The 19239-nt window shown below is 49.1% G+C and carries 20 protein-coding genes; 16 read left to right on the plus strand and 4 right to left on the minus strand.

Translation table 11 applies throughout. The features are described from left to right. Positions 1–40: 40 nt before the first annotated feature. The 4 genes from PXG97_RS13235 to rpsF form a co-directional block, all read right to left on the minus strand. Positions 41–1021: a GSCFA domain-containing protein gene (locus tag PXG97_RS13235; protein ID WP_276498224.1), complete on the minus strand. Its 981-nt coding sequence runs from the start codon at positions 1019–1021 to the stop codon at positions 41–43. 93 nt (positions 1022–1114) lie between these two features. Further along, a complete protein-coding gene (gene rplI / locus PXG97_RS13240) occupies positions 1115–1558 on the minus strand; it encodes a 50S ribosomal protein L9 (RefSeq protein ID WP_276498225.1) in 444 nt (147 codons plus the stop codon). Positions 1559–1570: 12 nt separating this feature from the next. Then, complete coding sequence (gene rpsR / locus PXG97_RS13245) at positions 1571–1822, minus strand: 30S ribosomal protein S18 (RefSeq protein ID WP_007652662.1); 252 nt, start codon at positions 1820–1822, stop codon at positions 1571–1573. Further along, a complete protein-coding gene (gene rpsF, locus PXG97_RS13250; RefSeq protein WP_276498226.1) occupies positions 1822–2190 on the minus strand; it encodes a 30S ribosomal protein S6 in 369 nt (122 codons plus the stop codon). Before rpsF ends, rpsR begins: the two co-directional genes overlap by 1 nt. Before the next feature lie 560 nt (positions 2191–2750). Here rpsF and PXG97_RS13255 point away from each other — a divergent pair. From PXG97_RS13255 to PXG97_RS13330, 16 genes are all read left to right on the plus strand, one after another. Further along, positions 2751–4031, plus strand: coding sequence for a c-type cytochrome (locus tag PXG97_RS13255; RefSeq protein ID WP_420851787.1), 1281 nt, complete (start codon positions 2751–2753; stop codon positions 4029–4031). Between the two features lie 44 nt (positions 4032–4075). After that, positions 4076–7063, plus strand: a complete 2988-nt coding sequence (locus PXG97_RS13260) for a TAT-variant-translocated molybdopterin oxidoreductase (protein WP_276498228.1) — start codon at positions 4076–4078, stop codon at positions 7061–7063. Between the two features lie 20 nt (positions 7064–7083). Next, positions 7084–8514: an NrfD/PsrC family molybdoenzyme membrane anchor subunit gene (gene nrfD / locus PXG97_RS13265; RefSeq protein ID WP_276498229.1), complete on the plus strand. Its 1431-nt coding sequence runs from the start codon at positions 7084–7086 to the stop codon at positions 8512–8514. After that, positions 8507–9031 (plus strand): DUF3341 domain-containing protein, encoded by a 525-nt coding sequence (locus PXG97_RS13270; protein ID WP_276498230.1) that lies wholly within the window; start codon positions 8507–8509, stop codon positions 9029–9031. The genes nrfD and PXG97_RS13270 overlap by 8 nt, the downstream gene beginning before the upstream one ends. Further along, complete coding sequence (locus PXG97_RS13275; RefSeq protein ID WP_276498231.1) at positions 9031–9696, plus strand: c-type cytochrome; 666 nt, start codon at positions 9031–9033, stop codon at positions 9694–9696. Before PXG97_RS13270 ends, PXG97_RS13275 begins: the two co-directional genes overlap by 1 nt. A 25-nt stretch (positions 9697–9721) precedes the next feature. Continuing rightward, complete coding sequence (locus PXG97_RS13280) at positions 9722–10993, plus strand: quinol:cytochrome C oxidoreductase (RefSeq protein ID WP_276498232.1); 1272 nt, start codon at positions 9722–9724, stop codon at positions 10991–10993. Between the two features lie 24 nt (positions 10994–11017). Beyond that, positions 11018–12091: a cytochrome c oxidase subunit II gene (locus PXG97_RS13285; protein WP_276498233.1), complete on the plus strand. Its 1074-nt coding sequence runs from the start codon at positions 11018–11020 to the stop codon at positions 12089–12091. A 20-nt stretch (positions 12092–12111) separates the two neighbouring features. Further along, positions 12112–13938: a cytochrome c oxidase subunit I gene (locus PXG97_RS13290; RefSeq protein WP_276498234.1), complete on the plus strand. Its 1827-nt coding sequence runs from the start codon at positions 12112–12114 to the stop codon at positions 13936–13938. Between the two features lie 8 nt (positions 13939–13946). Beyond that, entirely contained in the window at positions 13947–15020 is a 1074-nt protein-coding gene (locus PXG97_RS13295) for a COX15/CtaA family protein (RefSeq protein ID WP_276498235.1), read from the plus strand. 2 nt (positions 15021–15022) lie between these two features. Beyond that, positions 15023–15919, plus strand: a complete 897-nt coding sequence (gene cyoE, locus PXG97_RS13300) for a heme o synthase (RefSeq protein WP_276498236.1) — start codon at positions 15023–15025, stop codon at positions 15917–15919. A gap of 3 nt (positions 15920–15922) precedes the next feature. Then, on the plus strand, positions 15923–16513 hold the full coding sequence (locus PXG97_RS13305; protein WP_276498237.1) for a cytochrome c oxidase subunit 3: 591 nt from the start codon (positions 15923–15925) through the stop codon (positions 16511–16513). Between the two features lie 23 nt (positions 16514–16536). Then, positions 16537–17283 (plus strand): cytochrome c oxidase subunit 3, encoded by a 747-nt coding sequence (locus PXG97_RS13310; RefSeq protein ID WP_276498238.1) that lies wholly within the window; start codon positions 16537–16539, stop codon positions 17281–17283. Between the two features lie 69 nt (positions 17284–17352). Next, the gene (locus tag PXG97_RS13315; RefSeq protein ID WP_276498239.1) at positions 17353–17694 is read left to right on the plus strand and encodes a cytochrome C oxidase subunit IV family protein; all 342 of its coding nucleotides are present in this window, start codon (positions 17353–17355) and stop codon (positions 17692–17694) included. Between the two features lie 14 nt (positions 17695–17708). Beyond that, on the plus strand, positions 17709–18368 hold the full coding sequence (locus PXG97_RS13320) for an SCO family protein (protein ID WP_276498275.1): 660 nt from the start codon (positions 17709–17711) through the stop codon (positions 18366–18368). Next, positions 18346–18900 carry a DUF420 domain-containing protein gene (locus PXG97_RS13325; protein ID WP_276498240.1) on the plus strand — a complete coding sequence of 185 codons (555 nt, stop codon included), beginning with the start codon at positions 18346–18348 and terminating at the stop codon, positions 18898–18900. Before PXG97_RS13320 ends, PXG97_RS13325 begins: the two co-directional genes overlap by 23 nt. Before the next feature lie 28 nt (positions 18901–18928). After that, positions 18929–19195: a hypothetical protein gene (locus tag PXG97_RS13330; RefSeq protein WP_276498241.1), complete on the plus strand. Its 267-nt coding sequence runs from the start codon at positions 18929–18931 to the stop codon at positions 19193–19195. Positions 19196–19239: the final 44 nt, after the last annotated feature.

Consider the following 19239-nt stretch of genomic DNA (forward strand, 5'->3'; position numbering starts at 1 on the left):
ACGAGCGCGGCAGGCAAAAGTGTTGTGCCGGTGTGCTGTGTTACGCCAGAAGCTGTTTTTCCAGCAGTTCCTTTTCGCTGGCGATGCTGATGCCATACTGCTGCCCCAGGGCCTGTAGCTGTTGCAGGGTGCTTTTCAGAAACTTCTGGTGCGCCTCCGACTGGGGGTGGAAGGGCTTATGGGCCACGGCACGCTGAAGTTTTTCCCACTTCTCCATAAACTGGCGGAACTCAGGCGCATAGTAGCCCTCTACAAACTTCTGCCAAATATACTCCTCCGCCAGTGGGGTGGGGTGCAGCATGTCTTCCTTGTAGAATCGGTAGTCGCGCAGGTCATCCATCATAATCTCGTAGGCTGGGAAGTACAGTACCTCCGGGTGCTCCTGCTGCAGCTGGTGGCACAGCACGCGCAGGCTGGCTTTGCTCACGCTGTTCAGCTCGATCGTTTCTTTGATATGCCGCACCGGGCTAACCGTTAGCAGCACTTTCAGAGCAGGGTTTTGTTGCCGCAGCTGCGCCAACAGCTCCTCAAAGGCGCTCTTCATCTCCTCCACTGACAGCAGCTCGCGCCTAAAGTGGCTGGCGGGCAACTTATGGCAGTTAGCTACCAGCTTTCCACTTTCCTGCAGGCGGTAAGCAATCGCGGTACCCAAAGTCACGACCAGCAGCGAGGCCCCCTGCAGGTATAGCCTTGTCTGCTGCAGGCGCGCCTCTAGGGTTTGCAGCAGCTCTTCCTTGTTGGTGCTGGAGAGGGAGGAGTGGAGGTCGTAAGCGTACCAGATGCCGTTTTGCCGCACCAGTTGCTCCTCAAAGGCGTGGTGCCGGCCAATGGCGGCCTGCAGCAGCAGGCTCACGGAAACAGGGTTGAAGATCGTTCCGAAGGGGTTTACCAGCACATCCACCTTGTTCTGCCGTAGCTTACTTCCCATTACCTCGGCAAAGCAGGAGCCAATGGTCAGCACTTTCTGCTGCAAGGTTAGGCCTAGGCCGGCGCTGGGAACATGTACTTCGGTTCGGAACATGGCTTCAGGAGTTGTTAGTTATTACGTGCAAGATATAAAAAAAGCGTCCTGCCGGTGGGGCAGGACGCTTTCCTCGATTATTTTCTGCGGGGCTTATTCAGCCACTACGTTGAATTTAACCTGGTGCTTCACCTCTTTGTGCAGGTTCAGGGTAGCAGTATACTCGCCGGCTGTTTTCACGTCCTGGTCAAAAGAGATACGCTTACGGTCTACATCAAAGCCTTTGGCCTTCAGGGCCTCAGAAAGCTGCAGCGTAGTTACTGAGCCGAAGATCTTTCCAGTCTCGCCTACTTTTGCAGGAAGGTCAACCGTGATGTCGCCGATGTTGTTTGCCAACTCCTGTGCATCGTTCTTGATCTTCTCAGCTTTGTGCGCAGCCTGGCGGATATTCTCAGCCACAACTTTTTTGCTTGATTTGTCAGCGATAACCGCCAGCCCCTGAGGGATCAGGTAGTTACGGCCATAACCTGGCTTTACGTCAACAATGTCGTTCTTGTAGCCGAGGCCTTTAACGTCGTCTTTAAGTATTACTTCCATCGTTCGACCTCCTTATTTTAAAGAATCCGTTACATAAGGTAAAATGGCAAGGTGTCTTGCGCGGGCAACCGCCTGCGACACTTTGCGCTGGAACTTCAGGCTTGTACCTGTCAGTCTTCTAGGAAGGATCTTGCCTTGCTCGTTCACGAACTTCAGCAGGAAGTTGCCATCCTTATAGTCGATATACTTGATACCGCTCTTCTTGAAACGGCAGTATTTCTGACGGTTCTCTTGTTTGTGTACTCTTTCGTTAACTAAGCTCATTATCCTTTAACCTCCTCTTTTTTAGCTTGTGATTTGAACTCGCCGTTTCTTCTGCGCTCGTTGTAAGCCACAGCGTGCTTATCAAGGGCAGTTGTCAAGAAACGAACTACTTTTTCATCACGGCGATAAACCAGCTCCAGTGCGTCAACTACGTTAGTAGGCGCCTTGAACTCGATCAGGTGATAGAAACCTGTTGATTTCTTCTGGATAGGGTAAGCTAATTTACGAAGACCCCAGTTTTCTTCGTGGATAATGTCGGCGCCATTTTCCTTTAGCACCTCTCTGAACTTCTCGACCGTTTCCTGCATCTGAGTCTCGTTGAGCAACGGAGTCAGGATGAAGACAGTTTCGTAATTTCTCAATTCCATCGGTTCGATTTATGGTTATAATTTTAGCCTGCAAAGGTAAGGCGCAAATTTATAAATAGCAATAGCCGCCCCTATAAATAAGTGAAACCCAGTAGAACGGGTGGTCAAGGGGAGAGGTGGCTGGCTATGGTTACTCCTTTATATATAGGTATAAGAATAGATCGAGAGCTTAGAGGGACTAAAGATTTAGGGTAAATAAAATAATGCAATTTTGCCTGGTTTAAATATAGGAAATATGAGGGAGTTCATGCAGTTAAAAACTAGTGTCATGTATATATAAATTATGAAATTTCTGATGCAAAACAAGAGGTAAGGAAGAGGGGTCTTATTTAGAACAGTTATAAATAAAATGGCCCAAACAGTAGCTAAAAGAGGTTTTCAGAAGGAATTCTGAGGCAAAGCAGGAGGGGCTGCAGCCGAGGGGAAATAATAAACTTATTCTGTTTGATTAATGGAATTCGCATAGTAGATTTGTGCCCGTAAAGTAAATTCACCATATCATATACTAAACACAAGTGATCTTGGCTATGATTAGCTGTATACTTAAAACTCAATCCAAAATTTTGTACACCTTCCTGTTAGCCCTGGTGGTTTCATTCGGTGCATTTGCACAAGCCAGTGAGCAGGCTGAGGTGGCCCAAAAAGGGGTAGACCCTGGTGCCACTGAAGGTGCGGAAGTGTCTACCGGGGATCCTGCTGTGCTTTCGGCAGGTGAGGCGCTTTTCAAGAACAACTGTGCTGTGTGTCACTCTGCTGGCAACGACGTTATTGTGGGCCCAGGCTTACAAGGTGTTACTGACAGAAGAAGCGAGTCATGGCTGATCAGCTGGATCAAAAACTCTCAGGCCCTAATCCAATCTGGGGATGCAGATGCCGTAGCGGTTTACAACGAGTACAACAAGCAGGCGATGCCTTCTTTTGCCTTCTCTGACGATGAGGTGAAGTCCATTCTTGCCTACATCGAGTCGGGGCAAGGTGTTGCTTCGGCTCCTGCCGCCGGTCCTGCCGGCGCTACTGCCGGCGAGAACGTGGGTACTGAGGCTATCGGGGCCGCGAGCGCCATAGGCGGCTACCTGGATATCGTGCTGGTGGTGCTGATCATCGTGCTGATAGTGCTGGTAGTGACCTTGTTGCTGATCACCTCGCTGCTGAAAAACTACCTGAATAAAAACCGTCAACTGAACGAGTATGATCAGGAGGTGGTGAACCAGCGCTTCGACTTCTCCAAGGTATACAAGTCTAACGCGGTGCGCACGCTGGTGGTGCTGATATTTGTGGTTGTGCTGCTGGACCTGACGATAGACAAGGTGATGGGCATCGGTATCCAGCAAGGATATGCGCCGAAGCAACCAATCGCTTTCTCGCACAAACTGCACGCTGGGGAGCACCAGATCGACTGTAACTACTGCCACACAACTGTTTACGAAAGCAAGAGCGCGAGCATTCCTTCGGCAAACATCTGTATGAACTGCCACAGCCAGATCAAAACAGAGTCTGCTGAGATACAGAAGATTTACCGTGCCATCGAGCGCAACGAGCCTATTCAGTGGGTGCGCATTCACAACCTGCCAGACCTGGCTTACTTCAACCACTCTCAGCACACGCAGGTGGCTGGCGTAGAGTGCCAGACCTGCCACGGCCCGATCCAGGAAATGGAAGTGGTTTACCAGTATTCTCCACTAACTATGGGCTGGTGTATAGACTGCCACCGCGAAACACCATTGAACACAGAGGGCAACGGCTACTATGATAAGCTGGTGGAGCTGCATGAGGCTTCTTCTAAAGGCGCCTTCACAGTGTCTTCTAACGGTGGTACAGAGTGCTCTAAGTGTCACTACTAATCAATTGCTATTTCAATTAAGTATTCGAGTTTTCTAGATATAATATGCAAGACAGAATAAAATACTGGAAAGGGATTGAGGAGCTTGAAAACACTCCTGAATTCGAAAAGCATGCTCATAACGAGTTTCCAGAATTCCTGCCGATAAACGAAACGGAAGGGGAGAAGTCTGCTTCGAGCGGTAAAACACACCGCCGTGACTTCCTGAAGCTGTTAGGCTTCAGCATGGCTGCTGTGTCGCTGGCTTCCTGCGAGGCACCTGTGCGTAAGGCAATACCTTACCTGAACAAGCCGGTGGACGTGGAGCCAGGTATCGCTAACTGGTATGCCTCTACGTACTACCAAAGCGGCGACTACAACAGCATCCTGGTAAAGACGCGCGAAGGCCGACCGATCAAAATTGAGCCAAACCCAAGCTCTAGCCTTACCCCACTTGGTACAAGCCCTAGAGCGCAAGGCTCGCTGCTTGGCCTGTATGATACTAACCGCCTGCGTTACCCGCTGATTGCTGGAAAAGAGGCGAAATGGGAAGAGGTAGACAAGCAAATCAAGGCTCGCCTTGCCGGAGTGAACGGCAAAGTGGCTTTTGTTTCTTCTACGATCATAAGCCCTTCCACTAAAAAACTGATTGACGAGTTCGGGGCACGCTTTGGCAACTTCGAGCACGTGACATACGATGCCAACTCTGCATCTGGTCTGCTGCAGGCTAACGGTGGAGTTATCCCAGGATATGACTTCAGCAAGGCCAACATTGTTGTAGGCATCAATGCTGACTTCTTGGGAACCTGGATTGCACCGGTACCTTTCGCTAAGCAGTACATTCAGAACAGAAAGCTGAATCCTGATAACCCAGCCATGTCGCGCCACTACCAGTTCGAGACAGCCCTGTCTTTGACTGGCTCTAACGCTGACGTGCGTGTGCCGATCAAACCTTCCGAAGAGGCTGCTGTGGTGACGGCGCTGCATAACGCAATCACAGGGCAGGGAGCTTCTAGCTCTGCTGTGGATGCCAAGATAATGGCGGCCGCTGTGAAAGACCTGCAGGCAAACAGAGGCAGAGCTCTGGTAGTCTCAGGTTCGAACGATCCAGGCATACAGGCGATGGTGAGAGCCATCAACTCGGCGCTTGGTGCTGAAGGGGCGACTATCAACACAGATGCACCATACTTCACCAAGCAGGGGAATGATGCAGCCATGATTCGCCTGATTGAAGAGATGAATGCTGGTACTGTAGGAGCGGTGTTCTTCTATAATGCTAACCCAGTATACAGCCACCCGCTTTCTCCAAGAGTAGCCGCTGGCCTGAAAAAAGTAGGCCTGAAGGTTTCTTTTGCTGACAGAGTTGAGGAAACGGCCAAGCTTGCTGATTTCGTTACCCCAGACCACCACTACCTGGAGTCTTGGAACGACTTTGAGCCGAAGAGAGGCTTCCTGAGCCTTTCTCAGCCGGTAATCAGCCCGATCTTTACAACACGCCAGATGCAGGACAGCCTGCTGGTGTGGAGTGATCAGAACACAGACTTCTATGAGTACCTGCGTAACAACTGGAAATCAGTAGTAAGCGGTGACTTCGAAGGAGGATGGGAAAAAGCCTTGCACGACGGTGTGCTGGAAAATGGCACAAGCTTGCTGCGTGTAAGCACATCAGCAGCAGCGGCCTCTACAGCGGTAAGAAAAGTACAGCCAGCCGCAATTGAGGCAGTGCTATATGAAAAGGTAAGCATTGGTGCTGGCGAGCACGCGAACAACCCGTGGCTTCAGGAGCTCCCTGACCCGGTGTCGAAAGCCACTTGGGGGAACTACGTAGCCATGCCTCGTCTGATGGCCGAAGAAATGGGTGTAGTGCAGGGGAATGTGCTGAAGGTTACATTCGCGAACAACGAAAGCATCGAGCTTCCGGCGCTGATCCAGCCAGGGCAGGCAAACGGTACCGTGGCTATTGCCATGGGATACGGCCGCGATCTGGAAGCTATGCCGGTTGCAAAAGGCTTGGGTGCTAACGCCTTCCCTATTGCAACGGTGAACGACAACGTGGTATTGTATACTAGCGGTGTGAAGCTTGAAAAAACAGATGCGACCTCACCAATTGCACAAACACAGACGCACCATACGATCATGGACCGTATTGTGGTGCAGCAGAATACCCTAGCTAAGTATAAAGAGAACCCGAAAGAGGTAACGGAGTATGTGCGCATTGCCACACACGAAGGACCAGCCAAGCCGGCAACTATCTCTCTTTGGGATGATTACGAGTACAAGAACCACCACTGGGGTATGGTAATCGACCTGAACTCTTGTATTGGCTGTGGAGCCTGTACCATGAGCTGTAACGTCGAAAACAACATTCCGGTAGTTGGTAAAGCAGAGGTGCTGAACCGCCGCGAAATGCACTGGATGCGAATCGACAGGTACTACAGCGCAAAAGAGCACGAGGAGAAGGATTATGCGGAGATGGAGCATCCGGCAGATAACCCATCGGTTATTTTCCAGCCAATGCTTTGCCAGCACTGTAACCACGCTCCATGCGAGACTGTTTGTCCGGTTGCTGCTACCATGCACAGCTCAGAAGGTATCAACCAGATGGTGTACAACCGCTGCGTAGGTACACGTTACTGCGCTAACAACTGCCCTTACAAAGTACGCCGCTTCAACTGGTTCGCTTATGCCAACAACGACAAGTTCGGCTTCAATGAGCCAATGAACAACGACTTGGGCAAAATGGTGCTGAACCCAGACGTAACCGTGCGTGGCAGAGGTGTGATGGAGAAATGCTCTTTCTGCGTTCAGCGTGTGCAGCTTGGTAAACTGGAGGCGAAGCGCGAGAACAGAAGACCACAGGACGGTGATATTGTGACAGCTTGTGCGCAGTCTTGCCCTACTGAAGCGATCATTTTCGGTGATATGAAAGATCCTGAAAGCCGTATCTCTAAGATTCTTGCACGTCAGCAGGGTGAGCGCGCCTTCCACGTACTGGAAGAGCTGAACACACAGCCTAACGTGACGTACCTGACCAAAATTAGAAACTTAGCTTAACATTAAATACTGAGAGCTTTATGCAGCATGTATCTCCGATAAGAGAGCCTCTGGTAACGGGGGGTAAAACATACCACGACATCACCAATGATGTCTGCAGACAAGTGGAGGCTAAGCCCAACGCACGTTGGGCCGCCGCCCTTGCCGTTGCACTGGTAGGCTTAGCTATATTTATCTACTCCGTATACCGCACCCTTTGGTATGGTATCGGTGAGTGGGGATTGAACAAGACAGTAGGTTGGGCATGGGATATCACCAACTTCGTGTGGTGGGTAGGTATCGGCCACGCCGGTACGCTGATCTCGGCCATCCTCCTGCTCTTCCGTCAGAAGTGGAGAACTTCGATCAACCGCGCAGCAGAGGCGATGACTATCTTCGCCGTTATCTGTGCCGCGATGTTCCCGGTTCTGCACATGGGCCGCCCTTGGCTGGCATACTGGGTACTCCCTTTGCCAAACACCTTCGGCTCGCTTTGGGTTAACTTTAACTCCCCGCTTCTTTGGGACGTATTCGCGATCTCAACCTATTTCTCGGTATCGCTGGTGTTCTGGTACATCGGTCTGATTCCTGACTTTGCTACCATCAGAGACCGCGCCACTGGTCCAATTGCCAGAAGAGCTTACGCTGTTCTGTCGTTCGGATGGACAGGCTCTGCGAAAGCCTGGTCTCGATATGAGACGGTTTCCCTGATCCTGGCTGGACTTGCTACCCCACTGGTACTTTCAGTACACACAATCGTATCCATGGACTTTGCAACGTCTGTAATTCCTGGATGGCACACCACGATCTTCCCTCCATACTTTGTGGCAGGTGCGATCTTCTCAGGCTTCGCGATGGTACTTACCCTGATGATCATCACCAGAAAAGTGTTCTTCCTGGAGGATTACATCACCCTGGAGCACGTGGAGTCGATGAACAAAGTAATCATCCTGACAGGCTCTATCGTGGGTATTGCCTATACCACGGAGTTCTTCATCGCATGGTACTCAGGAGTGGAGTATGAGCAGTACGCCTTCATCAACCGCGCCTTCGGTCCTTATTGGTGGGCATACTGGTCCATGATGACGTGTAACGTGATCACACCACAGCTCTTCTGGTTCAGAAAGATCAGAAGAAGCCTCACAGCCACCTTCATCATCTCCATCTTCGTGAACATCGGTATGTGGTTCGAGCGTTTCGTGATTATCGTAACCTCGCTGCACAGAGACTTCCTGCCATCTTCATGGGCCATGTTCTCGCCGACTATCATTGATATCGGAGTATATGTAGGAACCATAGGCCTGTTCTTCACGCTGTTCCTGTTGTTCTGTAAGTTTTTCCCGGTAGTGAACATGGCCGAGGTGAAAGCTATCCTGAAGTCGTCTTCAGAGGTTACGCACCACCATGGCAAAGCTGCTACCATGCACGCTACTGACAAGGATTTGAACTCTAATACACATCGCAATGAATAAGAAGTTTGTTCTAGGTATTTATGATGATGAAGATGTGCTGTTGACAGCCATCGAGAATATCCGCGCTGCCGGAACTAAGATTTATGACGTTTTTTCTCCTTATCCTGTTCACGGCATTGACGATGTGTTAGGTATCAAGCGTTCAAGGCTGCCAATCGTGGCCTTCTTCGGGGGCCTGGCCGGTATGTCGTTCGCGCTGTGGATGCAGATCTGGATGATGGGCTTTGATTGGCCGATGATCATTGGTGGTAAGCCGCACATCGCCCTGCCATCCTTTATTCCAGTAACATTCGAGTTAACGGTGCTCTTCAGCGCCTTCAGCATGGTGATCACGTTCTTTATCGTGTCGAAGCTGAAGCCGTCGCTGCGTGTCAACGTATTCGACAAGCGCTCTACAGACGACAAGTTTGTGATGGCAATAGAAGTGAAGGAAGGAGTAACAGACATGAACGCCCTAAACAACCTGCTTCGCTCTAACGGTGCTATAGAAGTTAATGAGAAGGAGGTCGTAAAATAATGAAAAGATTCATCCAAACAGGCTTTAAAGCCTCCGCTATACTTTTCTCTGCTGCAGTCCTCATTTCCTGTAGCAACGATCAAGATCCAGGGCTGGAGTATGCCCCGGACATGTACCACTCCATTCCGCTTGAACCTTATTCTCAGATAAAGGAGAACAAGTTCAACCCGGCTGGCATGAACATGCGTGAGCCTGTAAAAGGCACCGTGGCCCGTGGCAAGCTGGGCTATACCATGCACCTGACCGAGAATAATGCTGAGGCAGCAGGAGTTCAGTTAAAGAACCCATTGGCCCGCACAGCAGAACACCTGGCAGAAGGCAAAGTGCTCTACACACGCTTCTGCTCACCGTGCCATGGTGCCGAAGGTGACGGACAAGGGTTAGTTGGACAGAAGTTCAAAGGTGTGCCTTCTTATACTGCAGGCCGTGTAGCCGAGCTTCCTGGTGGCCACATTTACCACGTAATCACCTATGGTAGAGGTCGTATGATGCCTCACGGTTCGCAGGTAAGCCCGGAGGAGCGCTGGAAGATCGTAATGTATGTACAGCAACTTCAGAAAGGCGAAACTGGCACTGCCGTATCAGACGATGCTACGGAAGAAGCTGCACAAGAAGCAAACGAGTCCGGAACTGAAAACCCTGTAACCGGAACTCCTAATAACTAAGACAAAGGCATTAAATAAAGGGATAATGACAGAAGAAAGACTCATCATTTCCAGAAAAACGAATAACAAGTTTTTCTTAATGATAGCTATAGGTGTAGTGCTGCTTATAGCAGGCATCATTATAATGGCCGCAGGCGGGGGAGCAGAGCATCATGCAGAAGGCCATGGTGAGGCCGCTGCCGCAGGTCATGAGGCTGCTTCATGGACAAAACGCCTGTTCGTGAACCTATGGCTAAACAACGTATACTTTACGGGCATAGCCCTTATCGGTACGTTCTTCGTGGCAGTACAGTACGTAGCCTACGCCGGTTGGTCAGTATTGATCAAAAGAATTCCGTTGGCGCTAAACTACTTCCTCCCGATTGGAGGTGTAATTATGCTGCTGACCTTCCTCCTCGGTGGGCATGACATCTTCCACTGGACGCACGAGTACCTGTACGATGTAAATGATCCGCGTTACGACCCGATCATCGCCGGTAAGTCTGGCTACCTGAACACAGCCTTCTTCCTAATCCGTATGGCCATTTACTTCGGCCTTTGGATCTGGTTTTCACTCTGGCTGAGAAAAGAATCCCTGAACGAAGACCTGAACGGTGGAACTAGCTATTACCACAAGAGCATTCGCATCTCGGCTATTTTCCTGGTAATCTTCGGTATTACTTCTTCCACATCTGCCTGGGATTGGGTGCTTTCAATTGATACACACTGGTTCTCGACCATGTTCGGCTGGTATGTATTTGCTAGCTGGTGGGTATCAGGTCTTGCTGCCATCACCCTTACCGTAATCATCCTGAAGCAGAACGGCTACCTGAAAATGGTGAACTCAAACCACCTGCACGACTTAGGAAAGTTTGTGTTTGCTTTCTCCATCTTCTGGACATATATCTGGTTCTCGCAATTCTTGCTTTACTGGTATGCCAACATTCCGGAAGAGTCTATTTACTTCATAGAGCGACTGAGCGGAAATCACGGTCAGTTTACATGGATTTTCTTCTTTAACCTGATCATAAACTTTGTGTTCCCATTCCTTGTTCTTATGACAAGAGATGCGAAGCGTCAGATGATCATGCTGAAGATCGTTACAATTGCCATCCTGATTGGTCACTGGTTTGATTTCTACCTGATGATGATGCCAGGAACATTGCGTACGGATGCAGGTTTTGGTTTCATTGAAATCGGTACAGCACTTACTTTCTTGGGTATATTCTTGCTAGCCTTCACTAAAGGACTTACAAAAGTATCTTTGGTGCCAGTAAACCACCCGTTCCTGGAGGAGAGTGTTCACCATCATGTTTAGAGACTGTACTAAAAGCGTTATATAATGATTACGATCGCCATTGGTTTATCCATTCTTCTATTACTGGTAATCCTGTTCCTGCTTTTCAGGATAGGAACGCTCGCGTCGATCTTCCGAGGTTCATCGGAGCGTGCAGCTGGTACTACAAAAGTCAGTAACCGTGTAAACGGTACGCTGATGTTGCTCTTCCTGTTCGTAGGCGGAGCTGCTTTTGCCTGGTCGTTTGTAGATGCCTGGGACACGATGAACCTGCCGCTGGGTTCGGTACATGGTGAGTGGACAGATAACCTGTTCTGGACAACCATGATCATCATCGGTATTGTGTTTGTGATTACGCAGGTCCTGCTGTTTATCTACTCTTACCGGTACCAGCACAAGGACAGCAAGAGAGCCTACTACTACCCGCATAACAACAAGCTGGAGATTGTTTGGACAATGATCCCTGCTGTTGTGATGGCCTTGCTAGTATTCGGCGGCTGGCAGACCTGGACAAAAATTACAAGTGCGGCTCCGGCGGATGCCGTAGTAATTGAGATTGTCGGAAAGCAGTTTAACTGGATGGTGCGCTACCCGGGTGCCGACGGCAAATTGGGTGTAGCCAAGCATACCTTGATTGATGCCACAAATGAGTTAGGCGTTGACTTTAGTGATCCTAACTCACTGGATGACGTGATCAACCCGCTTCAGATTCACGTGCCTAAAGGCAAGCCTGTGCTGCTGAAGATCAGATCGAGAGACGTAATTCACAGTGTGTTTATGCCGCACTTCCGTCTGAAGATGGACGCAGTGCCAGGTATGCCAACCAAATTCTGGTTTGTTCCTACAAAGACTACGAATGAGATGGCAAACGAGACAGGCAATCCAGACTTTAAGTATGAGCTGGCCTGTACAGAGGTTTGTGGCCGTGGTCACTTTGCCATGCGCTATGTGATTGTGGTGGATGAGCCGGAAGATTACGAAGCATGGGTAGCCAGCCAAACACCGTTTGCTGAGCAGAACCCGCAGGTACTGGCTAAATTCCAGAGTCAATCTTCTGAGGCTTTAGTAGCTGAGGCAAAGCAAGAGGAGAAGGCCGAAGAAGTAAAAACTGAATTGTAGCATTTAAATTCTTAATGAATATGTCGAGTACAGATATTTCGATAAATCCGGATGTACATCACGCTCATGAGGAGCATGATCATCATCACGATCAGAATTTTTTTGAGAAGTACATCTTCAGCCTTGACCATAAGGTAATTGCTAAGCAGTTCCTGTTCATGGGTGTGTTCTGGGCTTTTGTGGGAGGCTTTCTTTCAATCCTCTTCCGCATGCAGCTCGGCTGGCCAGAGGCTACCTTTACCTTCCTGGAGCCAATCCTGGGGGGCTGGATCGAGAACGGCAAGCTGAACCCGGAGTTTTACCTGGCGCTGGTGACCATGCACGGCACCATCATGGTGTTCTTCGTGCTGACCGCTGGCTTGAGCGGTACCTTCAGTAACTTCCTTATCCCGCTGCAGATCGGAGCCCGCGACATGGCTTCCGGCTTCATGAACATGCTTTCCTTCTGGATCTTCTTCCTGGCAAGCATCATCATGTTCTGGTCTCTGTTCATTGAAACAGGACCCGCCGCAGGTGGCTGGACAGTTTACCCGCCGCTGAGCGCTCTCCCTGAAGCTATTCAAGGGTCAGGTGATGGTATGACGATGTGGCTGATCTCTATGGCCTTGTTTATTGCTTCGCAGCTGTTGGGTGGTGTGAACTACATTTCTACCGTAATCAACCTGCGTACAAAAGGTATGTCGATGACGAAGCTTCCGCTGACGATCTGGGCATTCCTGTTAACAGCGATTCTTGGTTTGCTGGCGTTCCCTGTGTTGTTCTCAGCAGCACTGTTGCTGATCTTCGACCGTAGCTTCGGAACGAGCTTCTTCCTGTCTGATATTTACATTGCCGGTCAGGCTTTGACCAACACAGGCGGTAGCCCGATCCTGTTCCAGCACCTGTTCTGGTTCCTGGGCCACCCTGAAGTATACATCGTAATCATGCCGGCCTTCGGTATCGTGTCCGAAGTAATCGCTACAAACTCTCGCAAGCCGATCTTCGGCTACCGTGCCATGATCGGCTCGCTGATCGGTATCTCGGTGCTGTCGTTTGTGGTATGGGCGCACCACATGTTCGTAACGGGTATGAACCCGTTCCTGGGCTCGGTGTTCATGTTCCTGACGCTTATTATCGCCGTGCCGTCGGCTGTGAAGGTGTTTAACTACATTGCAACTTTGTGGAGAGGCAACATTCGCTTTACGGCTGCCATGATGTTCGCTGTTGGTTTCGTTTCCCTGTTTATTTCAGGTGGTCTTACGGGTATCATACTGGGTAACTCCTCGCTGGATATCCAGCTGCACGATACTTACTTCGTGGTGGCTCACTTCCACCTGGTGATGGGTGCCGCAGCTTTCTTCGGTATGTTTGCCGGTGTATACCACTGGTTCCCGAAGATGTTCGGCCGCATGATGGACGAGAAGCTGGGTTACGTGCACTTCTGGTTTACCTTCACCTCCGTGTACTTGGTGTTCATGCCAATGCACTACATCGGTATTGCAGGTTTCCCAAGAAGGTACTACAACTGGACAGGCTTCGAGACGTTCAACATCTTCACAGACCTGAACACCTTCATCAGTATTGCGGCAATCCTTGGATTCACAGCGCAGTTCATCTTCCTGTTCAACTTCGTCTACAGCATCTTCCGTGGTAGAAGAGCCTCTGCTAACCCATGGCACTCTAACACACTGGAGTGGACGACACCGGTTCTTCCAGGTCACGGCAACTGGCCAGGTGAGATCCCTACAGTGTACAGATGGCCTTATGATTATAGCAAGCCAGGTGCTGCTGAAGATTACATTCCACAGACAGTACCTTACTCGCAGACGCAGTCGTCAAACCTGCCAAGCGAGAGGGATTTTGAATAACATAATTAATGGCTAGCAAATCTTTTAAATACAAAAGATTTAGAAATATTGGAGCGTTGACAGTTTTTGCTGTCTACTTCCTAATATTGGTCGGAGGAATCGTTCGAAGCACGGGGTCAGGAATGGGCTGCCCTGACTGGCCTAAGTGCTTTGGAAGTTGGGTTCCTCCGACTGATGTTAGCCAATTGCCAGATGATTACCTGGAGGTATATAAGCAGCAGCGGATTGAGAAGAACCAGAGGCTAGCAGGGGTTCTAGATAAACTAGGTTTTGAGCAGGTCTCAAATACCATATTCTCACACCCAAGCCAATATTTGGAAACAGAGTTTAATGTTTCTAAGACCTGGATTGAGTATGTGAACCGTTTAGTTGGCGCACTGATAGGTATTCTTATTTTTCTGACGGTGGTATACGCCATACCTTACCTGAAGAAAGACAAAACAATCTTTTACCTCTCCCTCGCAAGCTTCATTCTGGTAGGAATACAGGGTTGGTTAGGTTCCATCGTTGTGTCCACCAACCTATTGCCTGTTACCATTACCATCCATATGGCACTGGCGCTGGTTCTTGTTGCGATGTTGCAATATGCAGTGGCACGGGCCAATAAAGAGGCTTTTGTACCTTCATACAGCTTCTCACCTAAAATAAACATCCTGATCTGGGTGCTGGCGATTTTGACCTTTGGTCAGATCCTGCTGGGTACGCAGGTAAGGGAAGAGGTTGATCTGATTTCTTTCATGACTGGAGGGGCTGAGAGAGAAACCTGGGTGGACAAGCTAGGAATGAGCTTTTACATTCACAGGTCGTTTTCAATTTTTTTAGCGGCCTTGCATGTGTATGTGGCCCTGCTGCTTTACCGGTTACATAACCGTCAGCTTACCAAGCTGACACATGTAATGCTGGTGATGGTCGGGGCAGAGATAGTGTTTGGAGTTATCATGGCCTATTTTGCCATACCTCCAGTGCTACAACCCCTGCACCTTACGTTTGCTGCTTTGCTGTTTGGGGTGCAGTTTCAGATACTTATTGTTTATTACTACGCCTCTCGTAAGGCAAAAACTTCGCAAGTAGTTGTTCATTAAAAATGTACACTAGCAAAACAGAGACGCTACTGCACGCTTCTACCATGGCCAATAAAGCAACGGCATACTTTCAGTTATTAAAGTTTCGATTAAGCCTGACTGTTGCTTTTTCTAGTGCCATAGGTTTTATACTTGGTTACCCGAATAGCAGATGGTATGACATTGCAATGGTGATGTTGGGAGGCTTACTGGTGACGGGGGCTGCCAACATCATTAACCAGATTCTGGAGAAGGACCTGGACAAGTTGATGAAACGTACTGCAAAGCGGCCGCTTCCGACAGGGGCGGTATCGGTGACAGAAGCCGCTGCCTATGCCGTTTTATTGGCCATAGCCGGTACGTTGCTGCTAGGCCTGTACTTTAACCCATTGGCTGCCGCTTTGTCGCTGTTGTCTTTGGTGCTGTACGGGTTTATTTATACACCACTGAAGCGCATAAACCCGATTTGTGTGTTTGTGGGAGCCATTCCGGGAGCCATGCCCCCACTTATTGGATGGGTAGCGGCAACGGGAGCCTTGGAGATAGAAGCCATCATTCTTTTTGGCATACAGTTCTTCTGGCAGTTTCCACACTTTTGGGCTATCGCTTGGGTGCTGGATGATGACTATAAAAAGGCAGGATTCAAAATGTTGCCTATGGCAGGCGGCAAAAACCTGAAGACGGCGATTCAGATCATGACTTATACTTTGGTCCTCATCCCGATGAGCCTGCTGCCGCTGCAGTTTGGTATGACAGGGATTACCTCGGCCATGATTGCGGTAGTATGTGGGGTGCTTTTTTTGGCCCAAACATTTTACCTGATGCGCACCTGTTCCAAAAAGGCAGCCATGAGCATTATGTTTGGATCATTCTTATACCTGCCTATCGTGCAGATCGCCTTTGTTTTAGATAAAATTTAAAAAATGGCCATGGCTAATTTACCAATAGATGAACATAACAGCCGCGGCGGGGTGCACCCGCTGAAGTTCTCGCTGTGGTTGATTATTATAAGTATTATCATGATGTTTGCAGCTTTTACGAGCGCCTACATCGTAAGAAGGGAAGAAGGCAACTGGCTTGAGTTTGACCTGCCAAATATCCTTCTCATCAATACAGTAGTTATTGTTCTGAGCTCTGTTACCATGCAACTGGCGTATAACTCCGCCAAGGGCAACAGCATGAGCAGACTAAAGATGATGCTGTTGCTGACGCTTGGTCTCGGGGTCGCTTTCTTAATTGGGCAGTGGTACGGCTGGGCAGACCTGGTGCAGAACAACATCTATTTTGGGGGTACAGGAAGCAACCCTTCCGGCTCATTTTTGTATGTTCTAACAGGGGTGCACGGTTTTCACCTCATTACAGGGCTCATATTTGTGCTGATAGTATACATGAATAGCCTAAAATACAAGGTTCATTCCAAAAGCCTGCTGCGGATACAATTGTGCACCGTGTACTGGCATTTTTTAGGAGGACTTTGGCTATATTTGTACATATTCTTAAGAGTAAATCACTAAACACGTTTTTCAATACATAAACTATGTCTACTTCAACTACGCTGGAAGCACCTAATACAGGTACATGGGACGGTGGTAACGAACCAATGAAAGCGAGCTATGGTAAACTCATGATGTGGTTTTTCCTGCTCTCAGATGCGTTTACTTTTGGTGCTTTCCTTATTGTTTATGGCTTGGCCCGCCATGCCCACACCCCGTATACCGGTGAGGCGGAAACATTCACGTTCTCCACAGAATGGTGGCCGATCCCGGAAAAAGTATTCAATGCCTTCCCTGGTTTCCATGGGGTAGACCTGCCGCTTGCGTTCGTGGCTTTGATGACGATGATTCTCATCTTTAGCTCCGTAACCATGGTGTTGGCGGTAGAGGCCGGACACCGTATGGACAAAAACGCTGTGCAGAAATGGCTGCTGTGGACAATCCTGTTTGGTGCTACTTTCCTGGGTTGCCAGGCTTGGGAGTGGACGCACTTTATCGTGGGTACCGATGAGGGCATGATTTTGGCCGACGGCACCAGAGTGTTTGGCGCAAACATGACAATGAACCAGTATGGCCCGCCATTGTTTGCCAACCTGTTCTTCTTCATTACGGGCTTCCACGGTACACACGTGTTTATTGGCTGGATCCTGCTGTTGATCGCCTTTTTCAGTACCGTTAATGGGGTGTACCACAAGCGTGGGCACTATGAAATGGTGGAGAAGATCGGCCTGTACTGGCACTTTGTGGACCTTGTGTGGGTATTCGTGTTCACTTTCTTCTATCTTATCTAATAAACCAGAAACTTATATAACCGCACCGCCTGTCAGGTAGTGCGGCTATACAAAACATATCATTGGATTATGGCACATCATACAGAAAACGATTTTCATCAAACAGGCGAAATCCCTAAGGCGCAAACAAAGGCTATCTGGAGAACGTTTTTCATACTTGTGGGACTAACTGCCCTTGAGTTCCTTATTGCCTTTACCATGGATGCCGGTACGGCACGTAATGCCATCTTCATCATCCTGACTATCTTCAAGGCGTTTTACATTGTGGCGGAGTTCATGCACCTGAAGCATGAGACGAAGTCGCTGATCTGGTCTATTATAATTCCGCTTGCGTTGGTGATTTGGCTGATGGTGGCACTTCTGGCAGAAGGCAGCTACTACTACGAGTCTATCAACAACTACTTTAAATAAAGCAAGGACTCTTGATGAAACCTGTAAAGGCACTAATACTAGGTCTCCTATTATTAGTGCCTATTCTTATTTTTATATTCATCAGTGTCTTCGGCACCCACCACTTCACCCTTAAAACCTATTACCCGAAATTAGACGATGCAGGGAAAGTGGTGTATGATGTAGCCGGCGACACTGTGTTTGAACAGGTGCCATACTTTAAACTACAGTCTCTGAAGGGGGATAGTTTGGCACAGAGTGATTTGGATGAGCATATCTATGTAGCCGGATTTTTCGGCTTACCTTGTGGTGCGGCTTGCGGCAAGATGTTCTCACAGCTTGTGCGGGTGCAGGAGGTTTTCGCGAACAATCCGGAGCTCAAACTTGTTTCCATTGGGGTAGGGGAAGGCCAAGATAAGGCGCAAACCCTGCAGGAGCTGGCAGAGGAGTATGGTGTAGAGCACCGTAAATGGCTGTTGCTAACAGGAGATAAAGCTACCGTGCAGTCCTTAGCGGAAGATTTTCATGAGCCTTTTGCCCTAAAGGAAGATACAGTGGAGCCAAGCCAGCGGCTAGTGCTGGTAGACAAAGAGAAGAAGATACGGGGTGTCTACGAGGGGACAGATCCCGAAGATGTAGACAGGCTCATACTTGAGATAAACGTTTTGCTCGATGAATACAGTAAAAGAAAGTAACCTGACAAACGAGCGGGATCGCAAATTCCTAACCCTGATTGCGGTGCTTTCCGTTGCCATTCCTGTAGTGGTCGCTTTGTTGTTCTTTATGCCCAAGTCAGGTGTAGCGAATGTGGATGTGTCGTATCTGCCGGGCTTCCATGCCACTCTAAACTCCTTAACGGCCGTCTCCCTGGTGATAGGATATACCCTGGTGAAGCGCGGCAATACCAGGGGCCACAGAGCAGCAATGCTATTCGCTTTCGGCCTGTCGGCTATATTTCTGGTGTCGTATGTTACCTATCACTTCCTAGGAGAGCGCACCATCTATGGCGGTGAAGGCCTGCTGAAGTATTTTTATTACTTCATTCTGCTGACACACATCGTGTTGGCGATCGTGATCGTGCCGCTGGTGTTGTTGTCGGTGTACTATGGAATCACGAATCAACTGAAACGCCACCGCCGTATCTCTAAATGGACGTTCCCTATCTGGCTTTATGTGGCTGTGACAGGGGTTCTTGTTTACCTGTTGATTTCCCCATATTATGCATAAGTTACTTGTTAAGAAAGGATCGTAAGTGATGAGACAAAGTATAAAAAGAATATTGTCAGTTGTTGCGTTGGTATTCGTGTTGGTTTTTGCTTCATCGGATGCTTATAGCCAGTGCGCCATGTGCCGTGCCACGGTGGAGTCTAACGCAGGTACAGGCAGCGATGCCTCTGATAACGAAGTTGGTACCGGATTGAACATGGGAATCCTTTACCTGATGGTGGTGCCATACCTACTGATCGGAACAGTTGGCTTCCTGTGGTATAAGAACAACCGCAAAAACGCCAACAAAGCTTAAAACAAGACATTCAGTAATTTTGAAAAGCCTTTGCACTGCTGCTG

Source organism: Pontibacter litorisediminis (assembly GCF_029360645.1).
In the GTDB taxonomy this organism is placed as follows: domain Bacteria; phylum Bacteroidota; class Bacteroidia; order Cytophagales; family Hymenobacteraceae; genus Pontibacter; species Pontibacter litorisediminis.

Coding starts and splice junctions, on each gene's coding strand:
- PXG97_RS13235 (WP_276498224.1), bottom strand. CDS start 1,021: ATGTTCCGAACCGAAGTACATGTTCCCAGCGCCGGCCTAGGCCTAACC.
- rplI (WP_276498225.1), bottom strand. CDS start 1,558: ATGGAAGTAATACTTAAAGACGACGTTAAAGGCCTCGGCTACAAGAAC.
- rpsR (WP_007652662.1), bottom strand. CDS start 1,822: ATGAGCTTAGTTAACGAAAGAGTACACAAACAAGAGAACCGTCAGAAA.
- rpsF (WP_276498226.1), bottom strand. CDS start 2,190: ATGGAATTGAGAAATTACGAAACTGTCTTCATCCTGACTCCGTTGCTC.
- PXG97_RS13260 (WP_276498228.1), top strand. CDS start 4,076: ATGCAAGACAGAATAAAATACTGGAAAGGGATTGAGGAGCTTGAAAAC.
- nrfD (WP_276498229.1), top strand. CDS start 7,084: ATGCAGCATGTATCTCCGATAAGAGAGCCTCTGGTAACGGGGGGTAAA.
- PXG97_RS13270 (WP_276498230.1), top strand. CDS start 8,507: ATGAATAAGAAGTTTGTTCTAGGTATTTATGATGATGAAGATGTGCTG.
- PXG97_RS13275 (WP_276498231.1), top strand. CDS start 9,031: ATGAAAAGATTCATCCAAACAGGCTTTAAAGCCTCCGCTATACTTTTC.
- PXG97_RS13280 (WP_276498232.1), top strand. CDS start 9,722: ATGACAGAAGAAAGACTCATCATTTCCAGAAAAACGAATAACAAGTTT.
- PXG97_RS13285 (WP_276498233.1), top strand. CDS start 11,018: ATGATTACGATCGCCATTGGTTTATCCATTCTTCTATTACTGGTAATC.
- PXG97_RS13290 (WP_276498234.1), top strand. CDS start 12,112: ATGTCGAGTACAGATATTTCGATAAATCCGGATGTACATCACGCTCAT.
- PXG97_RS13295 (WP_276498235.1), top strand. CDS start 13,947: ATGGCTAGCAAATCTTTTAAATACAAAAGATTTAGAAATATTGGAGCG.
- cyoE (WP_276498236.1), top strand. CDS start 15,023: ATGTACACTAGCAAAACAGAGACGCTACTGCACGCTTCTACCATGGCC.
- PXG97_RS13305 (WP_276498237.1), top strand. CDS start 15,923: ATGGCCATGGCTAATTTACCAATAGATGAACATAACAGCCGCGGCGGG.
- PXG97_RS13310 (WP_276498238.1), top strand. CDS start 16,537: ATGTCTACTTCAACTACGCTGGAAGCACCTAATACAGGTACATGGGAC.
- PXG97_RS13315 (WP_276498239.1), top strand. CDS start 17,353: ATGGCACATCATACAGAAAACGATTTTCATCAAACAGGCGAAATCCCT.
- PXG97_RS13320 (WP_276498275.1), top strand. CDS start 17,709: ATGAAACCTGTAAAGGCACTAATACTAGGTCTCCTATTATTAGTGCCT.
- PXG97_RS13325 (WP_276498240.1), top strand. CDS start 18,346: ATGAATACAGTAAAAGAAAGTAACCTGACAAACGAGCGGGATCGCAAA.
- PXG97_RS13330 (WP_276498241.1), top strand. CDS start 18,929: ATGAGACAAAGTATAAAAAGAATATTGTCAGTTGTTGCGTTGGTATTC.